This is a genomic window from Lentzea sp. NPDC042327 (genome assembly GCF_040647275.1).
In the GTDB taxonomy this organism is placed as follows: domain Bacteria; phylum Actinomycetota; class Actinomycetes; order Mycobacteriales; family Pseudonocardiaceae; genus Lentzea.
Map to the genome: position 1 here is coordinate 532,086 of NZ_JBEZBX010000001.1, position 26,937 is coordinate 559,022.

The window sequence follows — 26,937 nt, forward strand, 5'->3', positions numbered from 1 at the left end:
GCGCCCGGCACGATCCGCTCACACCACCGAGCAGGCCGCCCCGTTCAGCGTGAACGCGCCCGGCACCGAGTTGGACCCGGTCCACGTGCCGGTGAACCCGAGGCTCACCGACCCGCCGCCGGGGATCGCCGCGTTGTAGGAGGCGTTGGTCGCGGTCACCGCCGCACCGGACTGGGCGGCGACGGCGTTCCACATCTGGGTCACCGTCTGGCCGTTGCCGAACGTCCAGCGCAGCGCCCAGCCGTTCACGGCGGCCGTGCCGGTGTTCTGCACCTTCACCTCGCCCTGGAACCCGCTCTGCCACTGGCCGGTCACGCGGTACGCGACCGCGCACGAGCCGGTGGGCGCGGTGCCGGTGGTGAACGTCGTGACCGGCGACCGGGACGAACGGTTGCCGGCCGCGTCAAGGGCGTAGACCGCGATCGCGTAGGCCGTGGCGGGCGTGAGGCCGGTCAGCGTCGCCGACGGGCCGGTGGTGGACGTCAACGGGGACTCGGTGCCGTCGACGACGCGCACGACCTGGTAGGAGGTGACGCCGACCGCGTCGGTCGACGCCGCCCACGCCAGTGCCGCACCGGTTCCGGTGATGTTGGAGGCCGCGGGGGCGCCGGGGGTCGTGGGTGCCGTGGTGTCCTGGCCGCCGCCGAACACCGCCGCCTCCCGCGAGGTCGCCGCGATCCCGCCCGCGCCGGTGAAGATCCGCTGGCCCCAGGCGGTGAGCCGGGAGGCGTCGAAGTCGGTGGCCATGTCGAGGTACTCGACGCCGCCGCCGTTGCCGCTCCACGACCAGCCGAGGTACCCCAGGCGCTGGGACTGGGTGTAGGAGAAGATCGTGTTCTCGTCCGGGTCGCCGTCGGAGTGGTTGTGGCCGAACTCCCCCACCACGATCGGCAGCCCGGCGGCCACGAAGCGGCCCAGGTAGTCGGTGATCTCGGCCGCCGTGTCGAACACGCCGTACATGTGGACGGAGAACACGGTGTTGCGCTGCGGGTCGGCGGCGAAGACCGACGCCGCGTTGTCCCTCATCGTGAACGACCAGTCCTGGCCCCAGTTCGGGGCGTCCACCATGATCGTGTGGGTGAAGCCGGCGGCGCGCAGCCTGCTGATCGCGGACTTCGTGTCGGCGGTCCAGCCGGAGGCACCGGTGTTGCCCCACGGCTCGTTGCCGATGTTGAGGATGACGTAGGCCTCCTGACCGGTCATCGCGCTCTGCACGCTGATCCAGTAGTCGACGGCCTTGGCGAGGCTCACGGCACCGCTCTGCTCGCCGTAGCCGGTGGTGTCGTGCACCTCCAGCACGCAGATGAGCCGGTTGGCCTTGCACTGGCCGATGACGTTCGCGACGTCGGCCGCGTCGTTGCGGGTCCACCGGTCGCCGCTGGAGAGCACGACGCGAACGGTGTTGGAGCGCAACGCCTTCAGGTCGGCGAGCGCCCGCGTGGTGCGCGAGGTGTACCAGGTGTGCGCGTGGTTCACCCCGCGCATGACGAACTCCGCGCCGGTGGCGTCGTACAGGCGGCCACCGCTGACGTGGAAGCCGGTGGCGGCCTGCGCGACCGCGGGTGTGGTGAGCAGGGACAGGCCGACGAGCACTGTGCTCATCAGCGACAACAGTCGTTTCACGGTGCGGTCCTCTCTTGCGGTCCGACTGGGAGCGCTCCCAGAAATGGGCGCGCCGAAACAACCCGTGCAGGGCGACGGGAGATCAGTGAGCGGCCGCCGAGCTGTCGCGCGGGACGAGCACGGCGGTGGGCGACCAGCGCGGGGTGACCGGGCCGCCGCCGATCAGCTCCAGCACCGACTCCGCGACCGAGACGCCGAACTGGTGCACGTCGACGCTCATCGTGGTGAGCGCGGGCGTCGCGAGCCGGCACAGCGTGGAGTCGTCCCAGGCGACCAGGCTCAGCTCGCCGGGCACCGCGACGCCCAGCTCCTTCGCGGTGGTCAGCCCGGCGACGGCCATCACGTCGTTGTCGTAGAGGATCGCGGTCGGCGGCTCCTGCCGGTTCAGCAGCGCCGCGGTCAGCTTGGCGCCCGCCTCCTCGGAGTAGTCGCCCTCCACGATCGTCGGGACCAGACCGGCCGCGCGGCAGCCGTCGACCAGCGCCGTCGTCCTGGCCGCGGTGTGCAGCAGGCCGGCGGGACCGGTGATCCGGGCGATCCGGGTGTGGCCGAGCGCGAGCAGGTGGGCGAGCACCTGCTCGATCGGGCCGGCGTCGTCGGTGCGCACGGCGGGTGCGGCGAGCTCCGGCGCCGGTTCGCCGACGACCACGGTCGGCAGCCCGATCTCCCGCAGCACGGCGGGTCTGGGGTCGACGACGGTCCGGTTCACCAGCAGCACGGCGTCGACCAGGCCACCGCTCGCCCACCGGCGGTAGGCGGTGATCTCGGCGTCGTGCGCGGGCACGACGTGCAGCAGCAACGACAGGTCGTGCGGCGTGAGGCGTTCCTCGATGCCCGCGATGAACTCCATGAAGAACGGCTCGGTGCCGAGCAGCCGGGCCGGGCGGGCGAGCACCAGCCCGACCGCACCCGAGGACGGGGTGCCCATCAGGCCCCCGCCCGGCCGAGGTCGTTGGCGCAGCGCAGCACCGCGGGACCGGTCAGCGCGTCCGGGTCGGGCAGCCGGACCGCGGTCCGCACCACGAACGAGCGCGTCTCCCCGGCGAGCATCGGCACCAGCATCTCCTCCACGACGGCGTCCGGGGCGACCCGGTCGGCCAGCAGCACCACGTCCCCGGCGTAGGAACGGGCGCGCACGTCGACACGGTATCCGCCCTCGACCGCCACCACCTCCGCGGTGAGCGGTGCCGGGTCGAGGTCGAGGTCCACGTCCTCGGCGAACGGCCGCACGACCCGTTCGGCGTCGGCGGTCGCCACGAGCACCTCCCGCACCGGATCTCCCGGCACCACAACGGAATCGGGCAGCTCGACCGCCGCGGCGGACCGGGCGGCGACGGCGAACGGCAGCGACACCTTCTCCAGCACCGCTCCCCCGACCGCCTGCCGCTCCACCCGCAGCTCACCGCTCCACGGCTCGTCGTGGTCGTTCACCACGACCAGCGCCGACCGGCCGTCGCGGGGCTGCACGGTGAGCAATCGCGGCGCGAACGCCCTCCGCAACGCGTACCAGAGCGGTTTGCGGCGCTCCCCGCTGTCGACCGCGGCCCACGACGTGGCGGGCCAGCAGTCGTTGAGCTGCCACACCAGCGCACCGGTCGTGCGCGGCCACCACGACCGGAAGTGCTCGATCCCGAACGCCACCGCGCGGGCCTGGTTGAGCTGCGTGGCCCAGTGCCAGTCCGCGAACTCCTCGGGCACCGGCAGGTGCGGCGCGAGACCGCGGTCCAGCTTGCCGTTGCCGTCCTCCGCCTTCTGGTGCGCGAGGAACGCGGGCGAGGTGGACGTCAGCGGTTCGTCGTGAACCCAGTGGGTCAGCGTCGTCCACGTCGGCGGTCCCTGGAAGCCGAACTCCGAGCAGAACCGCGGCACGTGGTCGCGGTAGCGGGTGTAGTCGACCCGGTTCCACACCTCCCACTCGTGCCGGGTGCCGTGGTCGGCGTCGTTGGGGTGGCGCTCACCGGGGCTGTGCGGGCTGCCGGGTGAGTAGTGCCGGGTCGGGTCGAGCTCGGCGACGACCGCGGGCAGCAGCTCGGTGTAGTAGCGCAGGCCCCAGGTCCGGCCGCCGAGCTGCTCCGGCCAGCCCCAGTCGGCGAAACCCCACTGGTTCTCGTTGTTGCCGTTCCACAGCGCGAGCGACGGGCGCCCGGCCAGCCGCGCGACCTGCTCGCGCGCCTCGGCCTCCACCTCGCTCCACAGCGGCTCCTCCTCCGGGTAGGCGCCGCAGGCGAACAGGAAGTCCTGCCACACCAGCACACCGCGCTCGTCGCAGACGTCGTAGAAGTCGTCGGACTCGTAGATGCCGCCACCCCAGACCCGCAGCATGTTCAGGTTCGCCTCGACGGCCTGGTCCACCCGGCGCGCGAGCCGGTCGCGGGTGACGCGGGTGAGGAAGTGGTCGTCGGGAATCCAGTTGGCGCCCTTGGCGAACACCCGCCGGCCGTTGACGACGAACGTGAACGGCGTGCCCACCTCGTCCGGTTCGACGTCCACGGTGACCGTACGGAACCCGACCCGGTGCTGCCCCCCGTCGAGGAGCCCGTCCGGGCCCAGCAGCGACACGGTCACGTCGTAGCGCGGCTGCTCGCCGTACCCGACCGGCCACCACAGCTCGGCGTCCGGCACCAGCGCGGTGACCACGCCCCGGTCGCCCTCGCAGTTCGCCTCGAACGTCTCGCCGTTCACCTCGACGCGCAGCCGCAGGGCCTTCGGTGCCGCGGGGTCCGCGTGCTCGACGTCGGCGTGCACCTCGACCCGGCCGGTGCCGTCGGCGTCGACCGTCACGAGTGGACGGACCGACGCCAGCCGCGCGGTGTGCCAGCGCTCCAGCCGCACCGGCTTCCAGATGCCCGCGGTCTGCAGGTCCGGTCCCCAGTCCCAGCCGAAGGAGCAGGCCATCTTGCGGATCATGTTGAACGGGTGCGGGTAGGCGTGGTCGCGCCGTCCCAGCCGGCCCTCCACCTCCTCCGCCCGCGTCAGCGCGGAGGAGAACGTCACCACCAGCTCGTTGGTGCCGTCGGCGAGGAACGGCCGCACGTCGAACCGGTGCGTGCGGTGCATGTTCGCGGCGGTGCCGACCAGGACGCCGTTGAGCTGCACAGCGGCGATCGTGTCGAGGCCCTCGAACACCAGGTCGGCGCGTTCGCCGGCGACGGCCGACGCCTCGAACTCGGTGTCGTAGCGCCATTCTGTGCGGTGCATCCACCGCAGCGACTCCTCGGCGCGGTCGAGGAACGGGTCCTCGATCAGCCCGGCGGCGAGCAGGTCGAGGTGCGTGCTGCCGGGCACGGCGGCCGGCACCCGCACGCCCCGCAACGAGTCGGGCGCGGGTCCCGCGACCACGCTCAGCTGCCACCCGTCGTGCAACGTCTGGCGCTCCATCATGTCCCCATTCCCCAGCGTCAGCCGGAAACCGGTGCCGCGTCGGCCCATTGCCCGGTGTGGTGGTCGTACGCCGCGGCCGCACCCGCCCGCGCCACGACGTCGCGGCGCACGTCGAGCACGCGGCCGCGGGCGTCGGGGTTCGGCGAGGCGGCGGCGAGCAGCTTCGTGTACGGGTGGTGGGCGTCGAGGATGACCGCGTCGGACGGTCCCCGTTCCACCACCCGGCCGCGGTGCAGCACGAGGATCTCGTCGGAGAAGTGCCGGGCCGTCGCGAGGTCGTGCGTGATGTAGAGGACGGCCAGCCGTTCCTCGGCCTGCAAGCGTGCCAGCAGCCTCAGGACGCCGAGCCGGATCGACACGTCGAGCATGGACACCGGTTCGTCGGCCACCACGACCTGAGCTCCCGGTGCGAGGGCGCGGGCGATCGCGACGCGTTGCCGCTGGCCGCCGGACAGCTCGTGCGGCCGGCGCCGGGCGAAGTCGCGCGGCAGGGTCACGCGGTCGAGCAGCTCCCGTGCCAGCTCCACCGCCTCGTCCTGGTCGCGGGCCTTGCCGTGCAGCAGCAGCGGGCGGGTCAGGTGGTGCTCGACGGTGTGGAACGGGTTGAGCGAGGCGAACGGGTCCTGGAACACCATCTGCACCCGGTTGCGGTACTCCCGGTCCGGCACCGGCGCGCCGGTCGGTCCGGTGACGGTGATGGTGCCGCCGCTGGGTTTCTCGAGCCGCGCGATCATCCGCGCGATCGTCGACTTGCCCGAGCCGGACTCGCCGACGAGCGCCACGGTGCGGCCGGGGTCGAGGGTGAACGAGACCCGGTCGACCGCGCGGAACGACGTGCGTCGCAGCCCGGTCCGCACCGGGAAGTCCTTCACGAGCTCGTCAGCGCGCAGGGTGGTCATCGCAGCGCCCCTTCCCGGCCGAACGCGCCGCGTTCGCCCTCCAGGCTCGGGAACGACCCGAGCAGCTCGCGGGTGTACGGGTGGGTGGCGGCCCGGTGGACCTGCTCGGCGGTGCCGTGCTCCACGACCCGGCCGCCCCGCATCACGGCCACCCGGTCGCTGATCTCCAGCAGCAGCGGCAGGTCGTGGGTGATCAGCACGACCGCGAACCCGAGCTCGTCGCGGAACCGCAGGATCTCCTGGAGGATGCCGCGCTGCACCACCACGTCGAGCGCCGTCGTCGGTTCGTCCATGATCATGACCTGCGGTTCGAGCAGCAGCGCCATCGCGATCATCACGCGTTGCCGCATGCCACCGGACAGCTCGTGCGCGAACGACCCCAGCCGGCGCGGGTCGACCCCGACCAGCTCCAGCACCTCGGCGCACCGCTGCCGCCGGTCCTCCCTCGCCATGGCGGGACGGTGGGTGGTGAGCACGTCGTCGAGCTGCGCGCCGATGGTGGTCACCGGGTTCAGCGCGTTCATCGCGCCCTGGAACACCATGGACAGCTTGGTCCAGCGGAACGCCCGCAGCTCCTCCGGTCCCAGCGCCAGCACGTCCACGTCGGTGCCGTCGGCGTCGTGGAACACGACCGAGCCGGACGTCACCTGCGCGGGTGGGCGGTGCAGCCGGTTGACCGCGTGGGCCAGCGTGGTCTTGCCGCACCCGGACTCCCCCGCGATGCCGAGCACCTCGCCGCGCCGCAGCGTGAAAGACACGTCGTCCACCGCGAGCACCGGCTCGGCGCCCTGGTACACGACGGAGAGGTCCCGCACCGTCAGCACCGCGTCCGCGTCCGGCCGTTCGACGGCCTCGGCCCGCGGCACCACGGCGTCGGGCGCACGGCGCGGTTCGCTGCGCAGCTTCGGGTTGATGATCTCGTCGATGCTGAAGTTCACCAGCGCGAGCCCGCACCCGAACAACGCGATCACCAGCCCCGGCGGGACGAACCACCACCACGCGTCGAGTTGCAGCGCGAACCCGTTCTGCGCGTAGAACAGCATCGTGCCGAGCGTGAGCGAGTTCGACGCGCCCAGGCCGAGGAACGACAGCCCGGCCTCGCCGAGGATCGCCGCGATGACCGCGAACACGAACTGCGAGGCCACCAGCGGCAGCAGGTTCGGCAGGATCTCCACGGTGATCACCCGCCACGGCTTCTCACCCGCGACCCGCGCCGCCGCCACGTAGTCGCGGTTGCGCACCGACAGCGTCTGCGCGCGCAGCACCCGTGCCGAGGCCGCCCAGCCGGTCAGCGCCAGCACCACCGCGATCGTCCACGCGCCGCGCTGGTCGGCCGGCACGAACCCGGCCACGACGATCACCAGCGGCAGGCCGGGGATCACCAGCACCACGTTGGAGAACAACGAGAACAGCTCGTCGGTGACACCGCCGGCGTACGCGCCGAGCACGCCGAAGAACGCGGACAGCGCGGTGGCGAGCACGCCCACCAGCAGCCCGATCCGCAACGACCCGCGGGTGGCGTGCGTGAGCTGGGCCAGCACGTCCTCCCCGGTCTGCGTGGTGCCCAGCAGGTGCTCGCCGCCGGGCGGGGTCAGGCCGATGTCGCGCACCGCGTTCGGGTCGCCGGTCAGCAACGGCCCCACCAGGCCGAACAACGTGATGACCGCGATCAGGCCGAGGCCGAAGCCGAGCTTCGGCGACCAGCGCGGCAACAGCGCGCCCCAGCCCGTGCCGGAGTTGCTCATGGTCTGCTCCTCTCAGCCGGTCGCGCGGGTGCGCGGGTCGACGATCGCGTGCAGCAGGTCGACCGCGAGGTTGGCCCCGAGCACCGCGGTGGTGATCACCAGGAAGATCCCCTGCATGAGCGCGTAGTCGTTGTTCTGCACCGCTTGCAGCAGCCGGCCGCCGATGCCGGGGTAGGAGAAGACCTGCTCGGTGACGATCGAGCCGGCCACCACGAACCCGAGCGAGATGGCGAACCCGGCCACCGACGGCAGCACGGCGTTGCGCGCGGCGTAGCGGATCATGACCCGGCTGTCGCGCAGTCCCTTGGCGCGGGCGGTGAGCACGTAGTCCTCGGACATCGCCGACACCATCATGTTGCGCATGCCCAGCAGCCAGCCGCCGACCGACGAGATCACGATCGTCAGCGCGGGCAGCGTGCCGTGGTAGAGCGCGGAGCCGATGAACTCGGCGTTCCAACCCGGCGACAGGACCACGTCGTAGCCGCCGAGCAACGGGAACCAGCCCAGCGCCGACGACAGCAGTGCCACGAGCAGCAGTGCGAGCCAGAAGTACGGCACCGCGGCGAGGACGGTCGTCGAGGGCACCAGCGTGTCGAGCCAGGTGCCGCGCCGCCAGCCGACCACGGCACCGAGTGCGACGCCGAGCAGGAACGACACCAGCGTCGCGATGCCGACCAGCACGATCGTCCACCACAGCGACGCCGTGATCACCTCCGACACCGGCGCCGGGAACGCGCTGACCGAGACGCCGAGGTCGCCGCGGGCGAGGTTGCCCAGGTAGGAGAAGTACTCGCCGAGCACCGACCGGTCGCCGCCGGTGCCGAGCAGCAGCTCGTAGGAGCGGCGCACGGCCGGGTCGACCGAGCCGCCGCGCTGCTGCAGCCGGGCGATCAGCACGTCGACCGGGTTGCCCGGCATGAGCCGCGGGATCACGAAGTTCAGCGTCACCGCCGCCCACAGCGCGACCAGGTAGAAGGCGATCTTGCGCGCGTAGTACCGCATCAGCTGCCCGCGGGCTTGAGCTTCATGAGGACCTCGGAGCTCTCCGGCCGCGACCAGACGGCGGGGAACGCGTAGAGGTCGTCGGTGGTGGGCCAGCCGGTGAACTTCTTCGCGTTGTACTCGCTCGTCGTGCCGCCGGTGAGCACCGGGATGTACGGCATGACCTCCTCCACCCGCTGCTGGATCACGTCGAAGTGCGGCTTGCGGGCCGCGGCGTCCTCCGGGTTGATCCGCTTGAGCGCGGCGAGTGCGGCGTCGACCTGCGGGTCCTTCATGCGGCCGAAGTTCGGGTTCGCGGCCTGCCCGACCGGTGCGGTGGTGTAACCGGCGAAGAAGTAGCTGAACGTGTAGTACGGGTCGGCCGCCGGGCCCTGGTAGACCGAGTCGATCAGCAGCTCGTACCCGCCCTGGCTGCGCGCGTCGGCCCACTCGTTCCACGACAGCTGCTGCGGCGTGACCTTGATGCCCGCCTGCTGGAGCTGCTGGGCCAGGGTGTTCACGGCGGTGATGTAGTCGGTCCACCCGGTCACCACCTTGACGGTGAGCGACAACGGCTTGCCGTCCTTGGCGTAGATGCCGTCGGCGCCCTTGCGGTACCCGGCGGCCTCCAGCAGCTGGGCCGCCTTCGCGGTGTCCGGGCTCATCGCAGCGGACTTCTCCTCGAGCGTGCCCGCGATGTACGGCTCGTCGCGCTGGAGCAGGGCAAACCCGGGCGAGATCGGGCTGCCGGTGTCCTGGAACGCGAGCGCGTTGAGCTGTGAGCGGTTCATGGCGTGGTGGATCGCCTTGCGCACGGCGGGGTCGGTCTGCGGACCGGTGCAGCCGAGCTCGGCGCTGGAGCAGGTGAACAGCGCGATCTGGTTCTGCGGCACGGTGACCGCGCGGTAGCCGGGGTAGGTCTTCTCGACGTTCTTGATGTCGGGCACCGGACCGGTCTGCCAGTCGACCTTGCCGGCCTTGAGCGCGTCGGCACCGCCCTGGTTGCCCGCGAGCGACAGGTAGCGGACCTTCTTCACCGCGGGCTCGCCGCCGTGGTAGCCGGGGTTGGCCTTGAGCGTGATCGCCTGCGGCTTGAACTCCTCCAACTGGAACGGCCCGGTGCCGACCGGGTTCTTCACCGGGTCGGTCGCCGGGGTGGCGAGGTCCTTCCAGAGGTGTTCGGGCACGATCCACAGCCGGCCGAGCACCTGCGGGCCCTCCATGAACGACGGCTCGTCGAACTTCACCACCACGTGGGTGTTGTCGACAGCGGTTGTCGTGCCCTTGAAGCCGGTCGAGTTCATCGTGCCGTTCTTGCGCACCATGTCGAAGGTGAAGACGACGTCGCGGGCGGTGAACTCCTTCCCGTCGGACCACTTCACGTCGTCGCGCAGGACGACCGACAGCTCGGTGCCGTCGGCGTTCCAGGAGAACTCCCTGCCCAGCCGGGGCCGGGGCTTGGCGTCGCGCTGCATGGCGTTGAAGAAGAACAGCGGCTCGAAGATGGTGCCGATGCCCTCGTTCGCCGTGGGCGAGTAGGGGTTGAAGTTGCCCTGGTAGTCACCGTTCTGGCCGGTGAAGGCGACCAGCGTGGCCGCGTCGGCCGAGCTCCCGCCGGACGGTCCGCAGGCGGTGGCCGTCAGGGCTAACGCCGCGACCGCGGCGGCGACGCGCAGGGACTTCGGGTTCATCGTGGATCCTCTCGCAGGCCTTCAGTGGGCTGGATCACACCAACGGAGGACATTCTTAAGTAACTTAAGAAAGTAAGTCAACATCTGCGCGTAGCACCGCCGTTACTCCGACGGCTAACCTTCGTGCGGCGAGAGGAGGCCCCGTGAGCGGCCCTGTCCGGGGCACCCCCCACGCGAGCAGCAAGGCAGCGGTGCTGGACGTCATCCGCGCCGCGGGCACGATCAGCCGCGTCGGCCTGATCAACGCCACCGGCCTCACCGGCGCCACGATCTCGACCGCCGTGCGCAAGCTCCTCGACGAGGGCCTGGTCGCCGAGACCGGCCACGCCGAGTCCACCGGCGGCAAGCGCAGGGTGCTGCTGCAGCTCAACCCCACGTCCCGGTTCGCGCTGGGCGTGCACCTCGACCACAGCGGCATCACCTACGTGCTGACCGACCTGGCCGGCGGCGTGGTCGCGCGGATCACCAAACCCGGCGCGGGCACCCGGGCACCGGCCGAGGTCGTCGACCGCATGGCGGCCGAGGCGAAGACCCTGATCGCGAGCGTCGGCGTCGACCACGACCGGGTCCTGGGCCTGGGTCTCGTCTCCCCCGGCCCGCTGGGCGCCAGGACCACGGCGGCCATCGCCCCGCCCGTGATGCGCCGCTGGGCGGGCTACCCGGTCGACCGCGAGCTCGCCGCCGCCGCGGGCCTGCCGGTGGTGGTCGACAACGACGCCACCGCCGCGGCGCTGGGCGAGCACTGGTCGCGCGGCATGGGCAGCGCCTCCACCTCGGCCGCGCTCTACATGGGCACCGGCATCGGCGCCGGCCTGGTGATCGGCGGCATCACCTACCGCGGGACCAGCGGCAACGCCGGGGAGATCGGGCACGTGTGCCTGGACGTGGACGGGCCGGAGTGCTGGTGCGGCGCGCGGGGGTGCGTGGAGGTGCTCGCCGGGCCCGAGGCCGTGGTGGCCGCGGCGCGGGCCGATCGGGCCCTGGCGGAACGGATCGGGTTGACCGGCGATCCCGGCGCGGACGGCGACCGGGCGCCGGCTTCTCCCGCAGCCGGCTTCGCGGCCGTCGGCCGTGCGGCCCGGCGTGGCGACCCCGCCGCCCTCGCCCTGCTCGAACGCTCCGCCCGCTACATCGCCGTGGCCGCGCGGACGCTGGCCAACGTCATGGACGTCGAGTTCGTCGTGCTCACCGGCCCGAGCTTCGCCATCGCGGGCTCGGTGTACCTGCCGGTCGTGCGCGAGGAGCTGGCCAGGAGCTTCTACGCGCGCGGCGCGCACCCCGTGGACGTCCGCCTCTCCCACACCGCGGCCACCGCGCCCGCGATCGGCGCCGCGGCCATGGTGCTGCAGTCCGAGCTGGTGCCGTTGCACGCGCCCCAGCGACTGCCGGAGGACCTCGCAGAGCCGGGGCTCGTGACCGTCCGCCCCTGAGGGGCCGGGCAATTCACGCGACCGGTTGATTCCGTGCGAGTGCGCATAAGTTTCCGCGATTCATCTGCACGCAACTTCCGGTCTCACGAGCTGGGAATTCACCATTCGAAAAAGTGTTAACCGTTGCGCCATCCGAGTGGTCGGTCGTTTTGTCGGATTGCCCCGAGATAGAGCTGGATAACCAGCGATGCGTGACTGGGCGGTATTCGGGTTGATTCCTCGTCGGGACCGGAAAAGCGGCAGGGCGATGGACGGACTGGGGCTTCGGTGATGAACAGGACCTGGCACGACCTGATCCACGGCGACCACTGGCGGTCGGACGACCCGGTGTGGGTGGAGGACGACGAGGAACACAGCCGGCGCGAGGTCGACGCCCTCGCCGCCTCGGTCGAACGGGCGGTCCGAGCGCACGGCACAGCGCGGGTCGTGCTGATCCGCGCCGGCAGCAAGCTCGGTTTCTTCGCGGGCCAGCTCGGGGTGTGGCGGGCCGGGTGCGCCGCCGTCACCGACGACGGCACGCTGAGCCCGGACGAGCTCGACCGCGTGCGCCCCGGCCTGACGTTGTCGGTCCACGGCGACGTGACGGTGACTGCGAACACGGACACCGCGGCACCGGACGGCGCGCTGCCGGAGGACATGGTGTCGGTCAACTTCACCTCCGGCAGCACGGGCAGCCGCAAGGCCGTCGCCGTGTCGAGGGGCAACCTGCTGGCGCTGTTCGCCTGCCGCGGCCTGCGGGTGCCGGTGGACCACCGGCTGACCGCGGGCAGCTTCGCCACCCCGGCGTTCGACGGCTGGTGGTTCGACACGTGGTGCGCGGTCGCCGCGGGCGGCAAGGTGGTGTGCCTGCCGGACGTCAACGAGGACGTGTTCGAGTGGCCGGACCTCGTGCGCCGGCACGGCGTCGACCGGCTGCTGCTGCCCGCCGCCGTGGTCGCCACGCTGCTCGACGTGCTGCCCGAGGCGATCGCCGGTGTGCCGTGGCTGTTCAGCGGCGGCGAGCAGTTCCACGTCTCGACCTACCGGCGTGCGAGGGAGGCCGGCCTCACGAGCCGGTTCGTCAACCTCTACGGGCCGACCGAGGCCACGTTCGCCACCCACCGGTACGTGCTGCCCGACCGCTTCGACCGCGACACCGTCCCGATCGGCCGGCCGCTCGACGGGTGCGTGGAGCGGTTGCAGGCCGCCGGCGACCGGCAGGAGCTGGTCGTGGAGGGCCCGTTCGTCTGCCTGGGCTACCTCGACCGGGGCGTGCTCGCGACCCGGTTCGACGGCCGGTACCGCACGGGCGACCTCGTGTGGACCGACGGCGGCGGCGACCTGGTCTTCGCCGGGCGCTCGGACAGCCGGATCAAGGTCAACGGGACGCGGGTCGACGCCGCCGCGCTGGAGCACGCGGTGGCCGGGCTGCCCGGTGTCACGGCCTGCCGGGTCGCCCAGCACGAACGGCACACGATCGCGTTCGTCCAGCTCGAACCCGGTGTGCCCGGCGACGAGGTGCGCGCCCCGGTCGAGGCACTGGTCCGCGGCTGCTCCGCGGCGATCGCCGTGGACCTCGTGGACAGCTTTCCGGTCAAGCCCGGCGGGAAGGTCGACACCGCCGCGCTGCTGGGCCGCCACCTGCGCACAACGGGAGTCTGAATGAGTGAGATCACGACCGCCATGATCGTCGAGTGCGTGCGGACGATTTCGAACAAGGACATAGCGGCGGACACCGACATCTTCGCGGCCGGGTTCGACTCGCTGGCCGTGCTGCGGTGCCGGGCGCTGCTCAAGGAGCAGACCGGGGTCAAGGTGCCCGGACACGTCTTCTTCGGCGGGCGCACCCCCGCGGGGATCGCCGACCTGATCGGAGCCGGCGATGCTGGTCGTTGAGAACAGCCCGCTCTACTCGGCCGACTTCTTCGCCGAGGACGACCCGTGGGCCTACCTGGCCGACTTGCGGGAGAACAACCCCGTGTCCCGCCACCGCCGCTCCGACGGCTACGAGTTCTACGCGCTGACGCGCTACGACGACGTGTACGCGGCCTACGTCGACCACGACCGCCTGAGCTCGGCCTACGGCACGATGATCGACGGCTCGTACCGGCCGGAGAAGGACTCGGCGTCGGGCCGCATGCTGATCGTCGCGGACGAGCCCGCGCACGGCGCGCTCAAGAGGCCGATCAAGACCAGCGGGTTCAGCAGGGAGATGGTCGCGCGGATCGGCGAGACGGTCCGCCGCAACGTCCGCGAGGTGTTCGGCTCGCTGTCCGTCGGCGACCGGGTCGACTTCACGACGGTCGTCGCGCCCGAACTGCCCAAGGGCGTGCTGGAGATCCTCTTCGGCATCGGCCGGCAGGACGCGGCCTCGTTGCTGGAGGCCACCCGGATCATGATCGGCTACCGCGACCAGGCCTACACCGGCACCGCACCGCTCGACGCGCTGGTCGACGCGCAGATCGAGGTGCTCGACTTCATGAACGAGCTGGTGGACAAGCGCATCGCCGACGGCGCGGCCGACGACATGATCGGCGTGCTCGCGCAGCTCGTCGCGTCCGGGGAGATGCCGCGCGACGTCGCGCTGCTCAACGGGTTGAACGTCGCCGTGGGCGGCAACGAGACGACCCCGCACACCGCCAGCCTGACCATCGACACGATCAACCGCGAGCCCGCGCAGTGGGCCAGGGTCACCGCCGGAGAGGTGTCCTCCGCTGTCGCCACCGCCGAGCTCCTGCGCTGGACCTCGACGAACAGCTACGTGCAACGCCTCGCGGTGCAGGACTTCCCCGTCGGTGACGAGGTCGTTCCCGAAGGCAGCTTCGTGACGCTGTGGAACATGTCGGCCAACCGGGACCGGGCCGTCTTCGACCGCCCGGACGAGTTCCTGGTCGACCGCCAGGACAACCGGCAGATCGCGTTCGGCGCGGGCGTGCACCGCTGCATCGGTGCTCCCGTGGCGACGCTGGAGGTCCAGATGTTCGTCGAGGAGCTGGCCGCGTGGGACAAGGCGTTCGCCGTGGTCGCCCCGCCGCAGCGGCTGCGGTCGAACTTCATGCTGGGCCTCACCGAGCTGCAGGTCGAGGTCGTCGAGGCGGGGAAGCCGGGCGCATGATCGTGTCGTTCCCCGCCGCCGGTGCCGGTCGCGGGCTGCGCTGGCTGTCCGGCGCGGACCACGTCGCGTGCGGCAACGCGGCGGGGGTCGGCGAGCTGCTGTCGGGCCGGTGGGAGCACGACACGGTCGCCGAGGTCGTGCGGGCGGCCCGGCAGTCCGCCGCGGAGCACGTCGTGCTGGTCGGGCACAGCATGGGCGGGCTGTCCGCACTCCGGTTGCGCGGTGCGCTGCGCTCCGCGCTGGGGGTGCCCGTGGGGGTGCTGCTGGTGAACACGCCGTACCCGGACGCCGCCGGCCGCATCCCGACGATGTCGCACTCGACGGACGCCGAGATAGCGGACGTGCTGGCCGCCGACGGATTTCCGCCGGACGTTCTCGAGGACCCGGAATTGCTGGCCGAGATCGCCGCCGGTGTCCGCGCCGATGCAGAGGTCGCCGATCGGCTCGCCGAATGGGTGAACCAGGAAGCGGACATCGACCAATTGCACGTGGTGGCGACCCGGGGCGACAATTTCATCGGAACGGAGATGTGTGCCCGCTGGCGTGATCGGGTATCAGGTCAATTCCGCCTCGTCGAAGCCGAAGGGGGTCACATGCTCGACGGAACCCCGCCGGAGGTGCTCCGCGAGGCGGTCGATTCGGTCGTGTCGGCGTTGAGGAACCCCTGAATGAGCGAGCTCCGCAAGTCGACGGGCGTCTTCGTCGGCACCTTCGTGGCGCTGTCCACGATCCTGGGCGCGGGCATGATGGTGCTGCCCGGCACGAGCTACTACCAGCTCGGCCTGTCGGCGTGGATGCCGTGGGCGGTCGCGGCGTTGTCGGTGGTGCCGCTGCTGTACTGCTACGCCTGGCTGGGCCGGCGGTACCCGGCCGCGTCCGGTGTCGCCCACTACGCCGAGGTCGCGCTCGGCCGGTCGACCGGCCGCACCTCCGGCATGCTCGCCACGTTCGCGCTGGTCACCGGCATTCCCGCGACCGCGATCACCGGTGGCCGCTACCTCGCCGAGTTCTCCGGTGCCGCCGCGCTGACCTGGGCGTTCCCCGTGGTCGTGCTCGCGGCCGCGACCGCCGTGGCGCTGCTGGGCGCGAACGTCTCGGGCCGGCTGCAGGTCACCCTGCTGCTGGCGTTGTTCGCCCTCGTCGTGGTCACGGCGGTGATCGCGATCGGCTCGCACGGCCCGGCCGTCCCGAGCACGCGCCTGCCGGAGTTCTCCGCGCTCGGCACCGCGCTCACCGCGGTCTACGTGGCGTTCACCGGCTGGGAGACGGTCGCCTTCACGTTCGAGGAGCACAAGAGCTCGGACGCGATCCCGCGCATCTTCGTCACCTCCTACCTCGTCGTGGTGGCGCTGTACGCGTTGCTGCTGCTGGGGATCTTCGCCGTGGTCGACTCCGGCGACCCGGCGCTGAACTCGGCACCGCTGCTGCTCCTCGCCGAACGGGCGCTCGGCGGCGTCGGCCGGCCGATGACGCTGCTGCTGGTGATCGTCACGATCACGGCGAACGTCTGCGCCTCGGTGCTCGCCCTGTCCCGTCTGGTGTTCGGCATGGCCCGCAGCGGCTACCTGCCCGCCGCGCTGAGCCGGGTGCGGACCCGTGACGCGAACCCGGTGACGTCCGTGGTCGTGGTCGGGCTGGTGCTGACCGTGATCGCGGTGCTCGGCGCACTGGGGCTGGTGTCGTTCGAGGCGCTCTTCGTGGTGTCGGGCGGGATCTACTTCGTGCTCTACGGCGTGGGCGCGGCGGCGTTCGCCAAGCTGGCGGACGGGGTGCGCGCGCGTGTCGTCACGGCGTTGTGCGGGGTGACCGTGCTGCTCGTGACGCTGCTCGCGGGACCGCCGATGTGGCTGTGCTGGGCGCTGTTCGCGGTGGTGCTGCTGGGCACCTCCCTGGTCGACCGCCGCAGGCGGGCGAGGGTGAGCGCGACCTCCGGCTGACCGGACCGCTCCCGTCACGCCAGGGCGGTGCGGCACACCTCGACGGGATCGCGGACCTCGTGCACACCCGCCGCCGCCAAGGCCGCCGCGGCGGCGAACGACGGATCGTCCAGCACGCGCGTGACGGCTGCCCGCAGCGAGTCCACGGTGGACGGCCGCACGAGCACTCCGCTGCCCTGCCGCGCGACCCGGTTCGCCATCTCCCACTGGTCACCGCCGCCGGGCACCACGACCACCGGAACGGCCGCCCGCAGCGCCTTGACCAGCATCCCGTGCCCGCCGCCGCAGACCAGGACCGCCGCGTCGTGCAGCAGCTCGTCCTGCCGTCCCGGTCCTGACCTGGCCCAGTCCGGCAACGTCCCGGGCGGCGGCGCGAACGTGGACACCACGGCCCTCACGCCCAGGCCGTCCAGCGCCGCCAGCGTCATCTCGGCCATGCCGGCCGCCCCGGTCCACGCCGTCGACGGAGCGATCAGGACGAGCGGCGCGGTGCCCGGTGGCGGGGTCATGAGCTCCCGGCTCGCCTCCCACAGCAGCGGCCCGACCACGTGCGCGTCGGCCGGCCAGTCCGGTCGCGGCACCTCCAGCGCGGGCAACGTCGCGACCAGCCGTGCGACCGGGCCCGCTCCCCTGCCGCTCAGCCCGACCCGCCGCCGTGCCGCGACCAGCTGCCGTTCGCCCTGCTTCAGCGAACGGGCGGTCAGCGCGCGCAGCACCGCGTCCCGCAGCTTCCCGCGTACCCCGACCCCGGCCGCCAGTCCGCTGCCCATCGGCGGCAGGTGCTTCGACGGCGCGTAGAGCGGGTGCGGCGACAGCTGCACCCACGGGACGCCTGCCCGTTCCGCGGCCATGCCCGCACCCAGCGCCAGGACGTCGCACACGACCAGGTCAGGCTCTGACTCGGCGAGCTGGGGCCCGAGCGCGAGGGCCAGCTCCGCCGCCTGGTCGTGCAACGCCTTCCCGAGGTCGGCCTCGTCGCGCAGGTCGCGCAACGCCAGCCCGGTGACCCGCGCGGCCGGCACGCCCTCCCGCACCGCCGCGTCCACCCAACGGTCGCCGGTCAGCAAGACCGGGGCGTCCCCGGCCTCCCTGAACCGCAGGCACAACGCGATCGCCGGAACGACATGCCCCGGATCGCCACCGGAAACGACAACCACCCGCACGCCCCCAGTTGACCACGCCCCCTGCTGCCCAGGCATCTGCAAGTACCACCAACCCTTGATCAAACCGCCGCTGACCACCACCAACCGCTTCGCCGCACGCCGAAGCGCGCGTCCGGCTGCGGGCCGCCCCCGAGGCAGTTGGCAGTAGAAAAGTGCTGGGTGACCTTGAGTTGGTGGTACTTGCAGATGCGGGAGCAGCAGGGGTTAGAGAGCGAGTGACTCGATTGCCGCGGCTGCCAGTGGGGCCGCCGTCTGGGCGTACCGGGTGGCGAGCTTGCGGAACAGCTGCTCCGCCGCGATCGCCGGCCAGTCGTGCGCCAGCAGCTCCGCCGGCAGGTGCGGGTCCTGCCGCACGAGGTCGAGCCAGTCGCCGTGCAGCACCAGCTGCCGGGCCAGGTCGTCGGGCAACGTGTCGTCCGGCGTGCGCCACCGGGCCAGGAAGTCCTGGTAACGCGCGGCGATCGCGGCCATGTCGAAGGCGCGCGCGGCCAGGTCGGCGGCCTCCGTCGGCTTGGCGTGCTGGGCGGTGAACACGGTGATGTGGTCGGCCAGGCCCAGGCCCGCGACGATCTCGGTCACGTCGTGGGTGCCCGGCGTGATCCACAGGCCGTTCTGCACCGGGCCGAAGCCCGCCCACTGCAGCTGCGTGCGCAGGTCGTGGCGGGTGGAACGGCGGCCCTCCGGCAGGGAGAACCCGACGAGCGTCCAGGTGCCGTCCCAGTCCCTGTTCACGGCGCCGCGCTGCCAGATGCGGCGCTCACCGTCGTGCAGCACGTCGTTCGCGCGCGGGGTGAGTCCGAAGTAGACCTTGCGGCCGTTGCGGTGCTTGGTGAGCAGGCCGCGGGAGGTCATCCGGGTCAGCGTCGACCGCACGGCCTCCTCGGAGACGTCCACGCGCGCGAAGACGTCGATCACGCTGCCCGAGTAGACCGCGATGTCCCGGCCCAGCACGTACAGGCCGAGGAAGTTGAGCAGCAAGGACTGGGGCGTCACGCTGCTCACGATACATGTTGGGCAACATCTAGACGAGCGTCACGAATATGCCTTACTTTTGGTCGCGATCCCAACGGAGAGGACTCGTCGGATGGAGCTGTCTGGCAAGGTCGCGATCGTCACCGGCGCCGGTCGCGGACTGGGACGGGCCTACGCGGAAGCCCTGGCGCGCAACGGGGCCGCGGTCGTGGTGAACGACGTGGACGAGAGCGCGGAGGAGGTCGCCGCGGCCATCGGCGGCACGGCGGTCGTCGCACCGGTGGGGCCGGCGGAGACCGCGCAACGGCTCGTCGACACCGCCGTGGCCGCGTTCGGGCGGCTCGACGTGCTGGTCACCAACGCGGGCATCCTCCGCGACCGGGTGCTGTGGAAGATGACCGACGACGAGTTCGACGCCGTCATCGACGTGCACCTGCGCGGCACCTTCACGTGCGCTCGCGCGGCGGCGGTCCGGATGCGGGAGCAGGGCACCGGCGGCCGGCTCGTGCTGGTGTCGTCACCGGCAGGGCAGCGCGGCAACTTCGGGCAGACCAACTACGCCGCCGCCAAGGCCGGGATCGCCGCCATGGCGCGGACCTGGGCGCTGGAGCTCGCCAGGGCCGACGTCGCGGTCAACGCTGTCGTGCCGGTCGCGGCCACCGAGATGACCAGGACGATCCCCGCGTTCGCGCCGTTGATCGAGGAGTCCGAACGCACCGGCACGCCGCTGCCGGACTGGGTGCGCCGCGACGAGGGCATGGGCACCGTCGAGGACGCCGCCGAGCTGGTCGTGTTCCTGGCGAGCGACGCCGCGAAGGGCATCACCGGACAGGCCATCGGCATCGGCGGCGACCGGCTCGCGCTGTGGGCGCACCCCGCGGAGAAGCAGGTGCTGTTCGCCGACGGCGGCTGGTCGGCGGCCGCGATCGCCGAGCGGTTCGGCGAGCTCGAACCCGAGACCTACGGCATCCCGGCTCCGGTGGCACCATGACCGGCATCGACCTGGACGAGATCGTCGCCATCGACGTCCACACGCACGCGGAGATCTCGAAGGACGGCCACAGCTCGCTCAGCCCCGATCTGGTCGAGGCGTCCGCCAAGTACTTCAAGGCCGCTCACCGCCAGCCCACCATCGCCGAGACCGCCGCGATCTACCGCGAGCGCAGGATGGCCGCGGTGATCTTCACCGTGGACGCCGAGCACGCCACCGGCCACCCGCGCATCGCCAACGAGGAGGTCGCGGCGTCCTGCGCCGAGCACGCCGACGTGCTCATCCCGTTCGCGAGCGTCGACCCGTGGAAGGGCAGGGCCGCGGTCCGCGAGGCGCGCCGGCTCGTGGAGGAGCACGGCGTGCGCGGGTTCAAGTTCCACCCGAGCCTGCAGGACTTCTCCCCCGACGACCGGATGGCCTACCCGCTCTACGAGGCGATCGAGGAGCTCGGCGTCCCCGCCCTGTTCCACAGCGGGCAGACCGGGATCGGCGCCGGCGTGCCCGGTGGCGGCGGAATCCGGTTGAAGCACTCCAACCCGATGCTCGTCGACGACGTCGCCGTCGACTTCCCGCACCTGCGGATCATCCTCGCGCACCCGTCGTTCCCCTGGCAGGACGAGGCGCTCGCGGTCGCGACGCACAAGCCGTTCGTGCACATCGACCTGTCCGGCTGGTCACCGAAGTACTTCCCGCCACAGCTGGTGCGGTATGCCAACACCGTGCTGCAGGACAAGGTGCTGTTCGGCTCGGACCACCCGGTGATCACCCCGGACCGCTGGCTCGCCGACTTCGCCGCGCTGGAGATCAAGGACGAGGTCCGCCCGAAGATCCTCAAGCACAACGCCGCACGCCTGCTCGGACTCGTCAAGGAGGACGCATGACCACCGCCGTGCAAGGGATCTCCGAGCTCAAGGCGCTGGCGGGGGCCGACCTCGGCCACACCGACTGGCTGCAGGTCACCCAGGAGCGCGTCGACACCTTCGCCGACGCCACCGACGACCACCAGTGGATCCACGTCGACCCCGAACGCGCCGCGACCGGCCCGTTCGGCACCACGATCGCGCACGGCTACCTGACGCTGGCACTGCTCATCCCGCTCATGGGGCAGCTGCTGACCGTCTCCGGCGTGCGGATGAGCCTCAACTACGGGCTGGAGAAGGTCCGCTTCCCCGCACCCGTCCCGGTCGGCGCCAAGATCCGGCTGGCCGGCCGCGTCGCGTCCGTCGAGGACGTCACGGGCGACGGCGTGCAGCTGACCGTCGACTTCACCGTCGAGATCGAGGGCTCCGAAAAGCCCGCGTGCGTCGCACGCGCCGTCTACCGCCACTACGCGTGAGGTGAGGTCATGGCGACAACAACGCAGTTACGCCGTGCGGTCTCGTCCAGCTTCCTCGGCAGTGTGATCGAGTACTACGACTTCCTGCTCTACGCCACGGCCTCCGCGGTCGTGTTCAACAAGGTCTTCTTCTCCTCGCTCGACCCGCTGGTCGGCACGATCGCGAGCTTCGGCACGTTCGCCACCGGCTACCTGGCCCGCCCGCTCGGTGGTGTCCTCTTCGGACATTACGGCGACCTGCTGGGCCGCAAGAAGATGCTCGTGCTGACCATGACGCTGATGGGTGTGGCGAGCTTCCTGATCGGCCTGCTGCCCACCTACGCGCAGATCGGCTGGCTGGCACCGGCCGGGCTGGTGCTGCTGCGGGTCGTGCAGGGCATCTCCGTTGGCGGCGAGTGGGGCGGCGCGGTGCTCATGTCCGCCGAGCACGCCACCTCGCGGCGCGGGCTGTGGGCGAGCTTCACCAACGCGGGTGCGCCGTGCGGCATGGTCCTGTCGACCGCCGCGCTGACCGGTACCGCGGCGCTGGTGGGCGAGCAGGCGTTCCTGTCGTGGGGCTGGCGGGTGCCGTTCCTGCTGAGCCTCGCGCTGCTGGCGGTCGGCCTGTTCGTGCGGATGCGGGTCGAGGAGACGCCGGTGTTCCGGGCCGAGCGCAAGAAGACGTCCACGCCGCTGGTCGACGTGCTGCGCAACCACCCGCGCACGCTGCTGCTGAGTGTCGGGGTCGGCCTGTCGGCGTTCGTCGCGCAGTCGACGCTGACGACGTTCATCCTCGCGTACGGCGTGCAGGCCGGGAACAGTCGGCAGGCGATCCTCAACGCGCTCACGCTGTCGTCGGCGCTCGCAGTGCTGGGCATCCTCGGCTGGTCCGCGGCCTCGGACCGGTTCGGGCGCCGGCCGGTGGTGCTCGCCGGGGCCGTGCTGATGGCCGTGTTCGGGTTCGTGCTGTTCCCGTTGGTGGACAACGGGTACGTCGTCCTCGCGCTGGTGCTCGGCCAGGCGGTGGTCCACCCGATGATGTACGGGCCGCTCGCCGCGCTCTACAGCGAGCTGTTCACCACCGGCAGCCGCTACACCGGCGCGTCGCTGGGCTACCAGCTCGCCGGACTCGGCGCGGGCCTCGCCCCGCTGCTGTTCGCGCAGGTGCAGAACAGCGCGGGGACGGGCGCGATCCCGTTCATCCTCGCGGCCTTCTGCCTGCTGACCGTGGTCTGCACGGTCGTGTTGCGGGAGACCAGCCACACCAGCCTGACGGGAGACAGGGATGCGGAACTCGGGTCTGGGCAGCTGGCCGCACCGCCGCGCGCGCATGGCGCCGAAGCGTGACGCGCTGACCCACCAGGGGATCACCACGACCTACGGAGAGCTGGACGAGCGCACGACGAGGCTCGCGCGGCGGCTGGAGGAGCTCGGGGTGCGGCACGGCGACCGGGTCGCCTACCTCGGGCCCAACCACCCGTCGTTCGCCGAGACGATGTTCGCCGCGCACCTGCTCGGCGCGGTGTTCGTGCCGCTGAACTTCCGGCTCACCCCGGCGGAGGTCGACTACCAGCTCGACGACAGCGGGGCCCGCGTGCTCGTGCACGCGGCCTCGCACCGCGTCACGCACGAACACGCCATCTCGCTGGACGGCTACGAGGAATGGCTGGCCGGGGGCTCGGCGGACCCGCTCGACGTGCCGGTGGCGGTCGACGACCCCGCGTTGATCCTCTACACCTCCGGCACGACCGGGCGGCCCAAGGGCGCGGTGCTCACCCACGCCAACCTGCTGTGGAACACGTTCAACCTGATGGTCGGCGTCGACATCGCCGCCGACGAGGTGGCGCTGGTGGCCGCGCCGCTGTTCCACGTCGCCGCGCTGACGCAGACGCTGCTGCCCACGTTCGTCAAGGGCGGCCACAGCGTGCTGACCCCGCGCTGGGACGTCGACGAGTGCGTGTCGCTGATCGAGCGGCACGGTGTGACGTGGCTGTTCGGCGTGTCCACGATGTACGCCGACCTGGCCGCGTCACCGCACTGGCACACGGCGGACCTGTCGTCGGTGCGGGTGCTGCTCTGCGGCGGTGCGGCGATACCGGACGCGCTGATCCACACCTACCAGGATCGCGGGCTGGTGTTCTGCCAGGGCTACGGCCTCACCGAGACCGCGCCGGGCGCCACGTTCCTGGAGGCGGCCGACAGCGTGCGCAAGGCGGGCTCGGCCGGCCCGCCGGTGTTCCTCGGCGACCTGCGGCTGGCCGATACCGGCGAGATCGAGGTGCAGGGCCCGAACGTGACGCCCGGCTACTGGAACGACCCGGTCGCCACCGCGGCCGCGTTCACCCCGGACGGCTGGTTCCGCACCGGCGACATCGGCCGCCTGGACACCGACGGCCACCTGCACGTCGTCGACCGCCTGAAGGACATGTACATCTCCGGCGGGGAGAACGTGTACCCGGCGGAGGTGGAGAACGCGATCGCCGACCACCCGGACGTCGCCGAGGTGGCGGTGGTCGGCGTGCCGGACGACCGGTGGGGTGAGGTGGGCCGCGCGTTCGTGCGGCCCCGCGACGGTGCTTCGCTGGACGCACCGTCACTGCGCGAGTTCCTGCTTCCGCGCCTGGCGAAGTACAAGATCCCGGTGCACGTCGAGGTGGTCGCCGAGCTGCCGCGCACGGGTTCGGGGAAGGTGCTCAAACCGGCGTTGCGCCGGATGCCGCTGGTCAGCTCAGCGCGGCCAGAAAGCGGCTGATCGGTCCGAAGGTGAACAGGCCGGTGCCGGCGGCCTGTTCGTCCTTCGCCGGTGCCAGTGTCGTGCGGGCCCGTTCTCCCAGCCCCCGGTCGCCCAGGCGGATCGCCGCCATCGCGAGCAGGCAGGCCCGCGTCTCGGTGAGCAGGTCCGCGGGCCCGGCCGGGAGGTCCCTCGCCGCGGCGAGCGCCTCGTCGTGCGGCAGCACGAGGGGGCGCACCCAGTCGCGGTGCGGGCCCCAGTCGTCGTCCAGGTCCACCACCGACGGACCGTGCAGGCTCAGCAGCGCCAGCGGCAGGAGCCCGCGCTCCATGCCCCACATGCCGGTGCCCTCCACACGGGCGGCGGCGGCCCGGTAGGCGCGGTCGGCGGCGGGTACGTCTCCGGCGGCGGCGAGCTTGAGCGCCGCGTACCAGCCGGTGAACACCCCGACCAGCGGCAGGTCGTACCGGCGGGCGAGGTCGTCGGCCTCCTCGGCGTGCCGGTCGGCGGTGCCGAGCCGGTCGAGTGCGGCGTGCGCCTGGACCAGGACCAGGTGGCCGAGGACCTCGTGGGTGACCAGGCGGTGCTCGGCGGCGTGGGCGACGATCTCCGCACCGATCGCGGCGCGGTGCGGGGCCAGCCCGGTGCGGTGGAAGGTGTGCATGAACCGGGCGTTGAGCGCGAACGCCCGCAGCCCCGGATCGTCCAGTTCGCGGGCGATGGCCTCGGCCTCCTCCGCTTCCGGCAGGCGTGCGCCGGTGCCGCGGTCCTCCATGGCGATGGTGGCGAGCAGGCGGGCGCGGGTGGCGGTCGGGCCGGGGAACGCGGGCAGGACGCGTTCGGCGGCCGCGACGAGCTCGGCGGAGTGGGCCGGGTCGTCGTTGGTGGTCCAGATCCCGGGGACGTCGAAGGAGCCGATGACGTCGGCCACGGCTTGCGGATCGGCGGGTGGCGGGTCCGCGGGCACCAGTGGAGGGGCAGTCGGCGGGTCCGCAAGCCGCTGCGGTCCTCCCCCGCCTGCCGCGCGCAACGCCACCGACCGCTGCTCCCGCGCGCCCTCCAGGTCCCCGCTCACCGCCAGCGCCCGCGCCAGTCCGGTCAGCAGGTCCACCCGCACCCCGTCCGCCGCCGCGATGGCCGCCCGCCACAACCGCACGGCGTCCCGCGGCGACCGCGTCACCCCCGCCGCCGTGGCCAACGCCCTGATCGCCGCCTCCCCGCGCGCACCGGCCGCAAGGTAGTGGTGCGCCAGCAACTCCACCTCGCCCGGCCGTGCCGCACCGCTCGCCCCCGCCACCGCGTCACCCATCCGGGACTCCAGGGCCTGCGCCACCACCCCGTGCCACCGCGCCCGCCGCGTCAGCGACACCTCCTCGTACAGCGTGTCCCGCACCAGCACGTGCGTGAACCGCGCCCGCCCCGGCGCCACGTCCACCACGAACCCCGCGTCCAACGCCACGTCCAGCGCGTCGAGCACGTCCCCGCCCGCCACCGCGGCCAGCAGGTCCACGTCCACCTCACGGCCGAGCACCGACGCCTGCCGCAGCACCGTGCGCACCCCGGCGGGCAGCCCCGCCAACCGGTGCCGCAGCACGTCCCGCACCCCCGCCGGCACCGCGCCCGGATCACCGCCCGCCGCGCTCAGCCGGGCCAGTTCCTTGACGTAGAACGGGTTCCCGCCGCTGCGTTCGGCGATGAGCCGCACGTCGGCGCCGGCCGCGATCGACCGCACGAGCGCGCCGACCGCCTCCTCGCCCAGGCCGGTGAGCTCCACGCGGACCGGTTCCGCGCGGGCCAGCGCCTCGGAGGCCACCGGCACCCGTGACGTCGCCACCACCAGCACCCGGCCGGGCAGCGGCGCCACCGTGAACGCCGCCAGCACCGCCAGCGTCTCCTCGTCGGCCTGGTGCAGGTCGTCCAGCACGACCAGCACCGGTGCCGCCGACGACACCGCCGCCACCACGGACCGGCGCAGCCGGAAGCGGTCGTCCGCCGCCAGCTCCAGGCCCAGCGCCTCCACCACCTGCTGCCACGGCCACGCCACCGGCGCGTCCTCCGGGCACCGGGCCCACACCGTCCGCCAGCCGCGGCCGGCGAGCACCGCGCTGAACGCCTCCGCCAGCGCCGTCTTGCCCACGCCCGCCTCGCCCGTCACCACCGCGATCCCCAGGCCCGCCGCGGGCACGGCGTCCGCCAGCACGGCCAGCTCTGCGGACCTCCCGACCAGGCCGATCGGCGGCGACGGCGTCAGGCGGGGCGACTGCGCGAGGACGTCCGACTCCAGCGCCCGCAGCTCCGGGCCGGGGTCGACGCCCAGGTGCTCCGCCAGGGCGGTGCGGGCCGAGCGCACCGCCGCCAGCGCGTCGCCCTGCCGGCCCTCCCGGTACAGCGCCAGCGCGAGCAGGCTCCACGCCTTCTCCCGCCACGGGTGCGCGGTGACCTGCGCGCGCAGGTCGGCCACGACCTCCGCGGCACGACCGGCCGCCAGCGCCGCCTCGGCCCGGCGTTCGACGGCGACCAGGCGCAGCTCCTCCAGCCGGTCGACCTCCGCGCGCGCCCAGTGCTCGTCGGCGAACTCGGCGTAGGCGGGGCCGCGCCACAACGCCAGCGCCGCGTCCAGCACCGGCAGGTCGCCGCCCAGCATCTTCTCGAACCGCCACGCGTCCACGTCCTGCGCGCGCAGGACGTACCCGGCGCCCTCGGTGACGAGCAGGGTCGACGGGGTCCGGGGTGGACGGTCCGGTTCGAGCGCCTTGCGCAGCGCGCCCACGAACGTCTGCACGGTGCCGACCGCCCCGTCCGGCGGGTCTTCCCACAGGTCCGCGACGAGCGTGCGCACCGGCACGACACGCCGCCGCGCCACCAGCAGCCGGGCGAGCACGGCGCGTTGCTTCGGGCCGCCGAGCCGGGCCGCGCCCGCGGTCAGCGGGCCGAGCACCCCGAACGTCACCACCCGCTGACCCCGGCACTGATCGGTTGCTGAT

At 72.4% G+C, this 26,937-nt stretch carries 21 protein-coding genes; 11 read left to right on the forward strand and 10 right to left on the reverse strand.

All coding sequences use genetic code 11. From position 1 onward, the window contains the following. Positions 1 to 18: 18 nt before the first annotated feature. The 7 genes from AB0A63_RS02150 to AB0A63_RS02180 all read right to left on the reverse strand — a co-directional run bounded on the left by AB0A63_RS02150 (position 19) and on the right by AB0A63_RS02180 (position 10,320). Positions 19 to 1,623: a cellulase family glycosylhydrolase gene (locus tag AB0A63_RS02150; RefSeq protein ID WP_360384333.1), complete on the reverse strand. Its 1,605-nt coding sequence runs from the start codon at positions 1,621 to 1,623 to the stop codon at positions 19 to 21. A gap of 82 nt (positions 1,624 to 1,705) precedes the next feature. Further along, a complete protein-coding gene (locus AB0A63_RS02155) occupies positions 1,706 to 2,551 on the reverse strand; it encodes a substrate-binding domain-containing protein (RefSeq protein WP_360384335.1) in 846 nt (281 codons plus the stop codon). After that, positions 2,551 to 5,004 (reverse strand): glycoside hydrolase family 2 protein, encoded by a 2,454-nt coding sequence (locus tag AB0A63_RS02160; RefSeq protein WP_360384337.1) that lies wholly within the window; start codon positions 5,002 to 5,004, stop codon positions 2,551 to 2,553. Before AB0A63_RS02160 ends, AB0A63_RS02155 begins: the two co-directional genes overlap by 1 nt. Positions 5,005 to 5,021: 17 nt before the next feature. After that, entirely contained in the window at positions 5,022 to 5,903 is an 882-nt protein-coding gene (locus AB0A63_RS02165; protein WP_360384339.1) for an ATP-binding cassette domain-containing protein, read from the reverse strand. Then, entirely contained in the window at positions 5,900 to 7,648 is a 1,749-nt protein-coding gene (locus AB0A63_RS02170) for a dipeptide/oligopeptide/nickel ABC transporter permease/ATP-binding protein (protein WP_360384341.1), read from the reverse strand. Before AB0A63_RS02170 ends, AB0A63_RS02165 begins: the two co-directional genes overlap by 4 nt. Positions 7,649 to 7,660: 12 nt before the next feature. After that, positions 7,661 to 8,650, reverse strand: coding sequence for an ABC transporter permease (locus tag AB0A63_RS02175; RefSeq protein WP_360384343.1), 990 nt, complete (start codon positions 8,648 to 8,650; stop codon positions 7,661 to 7,663). After that, positions 8,650 to 10,320, reverse strand: a complete 1,671-nt coding sequence (locus AB0A63_RS02180) for an ABC transporter substrate-binding protein (RefSeq protein WP_360384345.1) — start codon at positions 10,318 to 10,320, stop codon at positions 8,650 to 8,652. Before AB0A63_RS02180 ends, AB0A63_RS02175 begins: the two co-directional genes overlap by 1 nt. A 143-nt stretch (positions 10,321 to 10,463) precedes the next feature. Between AB0A63_RS02180 and AB0A63_RS02185 the strand changes: the two genes are divergently transcribed. The 6 genes from AB0A63_RS02185 (at position 10,464) to AB0A63_RS02210 (ending at position 16,781) form a co-directional block, all read left to right on the forward strand. Continuing rightward, the gene (locus tag AB0A63_RS02185; protein WP_360384347.1) at positions 10,464 to 11,750 is read left to right on the forward strand and encodes an ROK family transcriptional regulator; all 1,287 of its coding nucleotides are present in this window, start codon (positions 10,464 to 10,466) and stop codon (positions 11,748 to 11,750) included. Between the two features lie 270 nt (positions 11,751 to 12,020). Further along, positions 12,021 to 13,391 (forward strand): AMP-binding protein, encoded by a 1,371-nt coding sequence (locus tag AB0A63_RS02190; RefSeq protein ID WP_360384349.1) that lies wholly within the window; start codon positions 12,021 to 12,023, stop codon positions 13,389 to 13,391. Then, positions 13,392 to 13,625 (forward strand): acyl carrier protein, encoded by a 234-nt coding sequence (locus AB0A63_RS02195; RefSeq protein WP_360384351.1) that lies wholly within the window; start codon positions 13,392 to 13,394, stop codon positions 13,623 to 13,625. It begins immediately after the preceding gene. Further along, a complete protein-coding gene (locus tag AB0A63_RS02200; RefSeq protein ID WP_360384353.1) occupies positions 13,612 to 14,844 on the forward strand; it encodes a cytochrome P450 in 1,233 nt (410 codons plus the stop codon). The genes AB0A63_RS02195 and AB0A63_RS02200 overlap by 14 nt, the downstream gene beginning before the upstream one ends. Continuing rightward, the gene (locus AB0A63_RS02205) at positions 14,841 to 15,512 is read left to right on the forward strand and encodes an alpha/beta fold hydrolase (RefSeq protein WP_360384355.1); all 672 of its coding nucleotides are present in this window, start codon (positions 14,841 to 14,843) and stop codon (positions 15,510 to 15,512) included. The genes AB0A63_RS02200 and AB0A63_RS02205 overlap by 4 nt, the downstream gene beginning before the upstream one ends. After that, complete coding sequence (locus AB0A63_RS02210; protein WP_360384357.1) at positions 15,513 to 16,781, forward strand: APC family permease; 1,269 nt, start codon at positions 15,513 to 15,515, stop codon at positions 16,779 to 16,781. A gap of 14 nt (positions 16,782 to 16,795) precedes the next feature. Here the strand turns inward: AB0A63_RS02210 and AB0A63_RS02215 are convergent, their stop codons facing one another. Next, the gene (locus tag AB0A63_RS02215; protein ID WP_360384359.1) at positions 16,796 to 17,944 is read right to left on the reverse strand and encodes a nucleotide disphospho-sugar-binding domain-containing protein; all 1,149 of its coding nucleotides are present in this window, start codon (positions 17,942 to 17,944) and stop codon (positions 16,796 to 16,798) included. 204 nt (positions 17,945 to 18,148) lie between these two features. Next, a complete protein-coding gene (locus AB0A63_RS02220; protein ID WP_360384361.1) occupies positions 18,149 to 18,937 on the reverse strand; it encodes a PaaX family transcriptional regulator C-terminal domain-containing protein in 789 nt (262 codons plus the stop codon). 91 nt (positions 18,938 to 19,028) lie between these two features. Here AB0A63_RS02220 and AB0A63_RS02225 point away from each other — a divergent pair, with 91 nt between their 5' ends. The 5 genes from AB0A63_RS02225 to AB0A63_RS02245 are packed head-to-tail and all read left to right on the forward strand — an operon-like array spanning position 19,029 to position 23,974. Next, positions 19,029 to 19,907 (forward strand): SDR family oxidoreductase, encoded by an 879-nt coding sequence (locus AB0A63_RS02225; protein ID WP_360384363.1) that lies wholly within the window; start codon positions 19,029 to 19,031, stop codon positions 19,905 to 19,907. Between the two features lie 5 nt (positions 19,908 to 19,912). Beyond that, complete coding sequence (locus AB0A63_RS02230; protein ID WP_360384974.1) at positions 19,913 to 20,788, forward strand: amidohydrolase family protein; 876 nt, start codon at positions 19,913 to 19,915, stop codon at positions 20,786 to 20,788. After that, positions 20,785 to 21,243 carry a MaoC family dehydratase gene (locus AB0A63_RS02235; protein WP_360384365.1) on the forward strand — a complete coding sequence of 153 codons (459 nt, stop codon included), beginning with the start codon at positions 20,785 to 20,787 and terminating at the stop codon, positions 21,241 to 21,243. Before AB0A63_RS02230 ends, AB0A63_RS02235 begins: the two co-directional genes overlap by 4 nt. Positions 21,244 to 21,252: 9 nt before the next feature. Further along, positions 21,253 to 22,569: an MFS transporter gene (locus AB0A63_RS02240; protein ID WP_360384367.1), complete on the forward strand. Its 1,317-nt coding sequence runs from the start codon at positions 21,253 to 21,255 to the stop codon at positions 22,567 to 22,569. Then, complete coding sequence (locus AB0A63_RS02245) at positions 22,508 to 23,974, forward strand: long-chain fatty acid--CoA ligase (RefSeq protein ID WP_360384369.1); 1,467 nt, start codon at positions 22,508 to 22,510, stop codon at positions 23,972 to 23,974. Before AB0A63_RS02240 ends, AB0A63_RS02245 begins: the two co-directional genes overlap by 62 nt. Here the strand turns inward: AB0A63_RS02245 and AB0A63_RS02250 are convergent. Then, positions 23,946 to 26,906, reverse strand: coding sequence for a BTAD domain-containing putative transcriptional regulator (locus tag AB0A63_RS02250; protein ID WP_360384371.1), 2,961 nt, complete (start codon positions 26,904 to 26,906; stop codon positions 23,946 to 23,948). The two genes, AB0A63_RS02245 and AB0A63_RS02250, sit on opposite strands and share 29 nt — an antisense overlap. Between the last annotated feature and the right edge of the window lie 31 nt (positions 26,907 to 26,937).

Excerpts from the sequence above, each read along its gene's own strand:
- AB0A63_RS02175 (WP_360384343.1), bottom strand. The coding sequence starts at position 8,650 with ATGCGGTACTACGCGCGCAAGATCGCCTTCTACCTGGTCGCGCTGTGG.
- AB0A63_RS02180 (WP_360384345.1), bottom strand. The coding sequence starts at position 10,320 with ATGAACCCGAAGTCCCTGCGCGTCGCCGCCGCGGTCGCGGCGTTAGCC.
- AB0A63_RS02195 (WP_360384351.1), top strand. The coding sequence starts at position 13,392 with ATGAGTGAGATCACGACCGCCATGATCGTCGAGTGCGTGCGGACGATT.
- AB0A63_RS02225 (WP_360384363.1), top strand. The coding sequence starts at position 19,029 with ATGGAGCTGTCTGGCAAGGTCGCGATCGTCACCGGCGCCGGTCGCGGA.
- AB0A63_RS02190 (WP_360384349.1), top strand. The coding sequence starts at position 12,021 with ATGAACAGGACCTGGCACGACCTGATCCACGGCGACCACTGGCGGTCG.
- AB0A63_RS02235 (WP_360384365.1), top strand. The coding sequence starts at position 20,785 with ATGACCACCGCCGTGCAAGGGATCTCCGAGCTCAAGGCGCTGGCGGGG.
- AB0A63_RS02160 (WP_360384337.1), bottom strand. The coding sequence starts at position 5,004 with ATGATGGAGCGCCAGACGTTGCACGACGGGTGGCAGCTGAGCGTGGTC.
- AB0A63_RS02155 (WP_360384335.1), bottom strand. The coding sequence starts at position 2,551 with ATGGGCACCCCGTCCTCGGGTGCGGTCGGGCTGGTGCTCGCCCGCCCG.
- AB0A63_RS02165 (WP_360384339.1), bottom strand. The coding sequence starts at position 5,903 with ATGACCACCCTGCGCGCTGACGAGCTCGTGAAGGACTTCCCGGTGCGG.
- AB0A63_RS02240 (WP_360384367.1), top strand. The coding sequence starts at position 21,253 with ATGGCGACAACAACGCAGTTACGCCGTGCGGTCTCGTCCAGCTTCCTC.
- AB0A63_RS02245 (WP_360384369.1), top strand. The coding sequence starts at position 22,508 with ATGCGGAACTCGGGTCTGGGCAGCTGGCCGCACCGCCGCGCGCGCATG.
- AB0A63_RS02210 (WP_360384357.1), top strand. The coding sequence starts at position 15,513 with ATGAGCGAGCTCCGCAAGTCGACGGGCGTCTTCGTCGGCACCTTCGTG.
- AB0A63_RS02170 (WP_360384341.1), bottom strand. The coding sequence starts at position 7,648 with ATGAGCAACTCCGGCACGGGCTGGGGCGCGCTGTTGCCGCGCTGGTCG.
- AB0A63_RS02205 (WP_360384355.1), top strand. The coding sequence starts at position 14,841 with ATGATCGTGTCGTTCCCCGCCGCCGGTGCCGGTCGCGGGCTGCGCTGG.
- AB0A63_RS02200 (WP_360384353.1), top strand. The coding sequence starts at position 13,612 with ATGCTGGTCGTTGAGAACAGCCCGCTCTACTCGGCCGACTTCTTCGCC.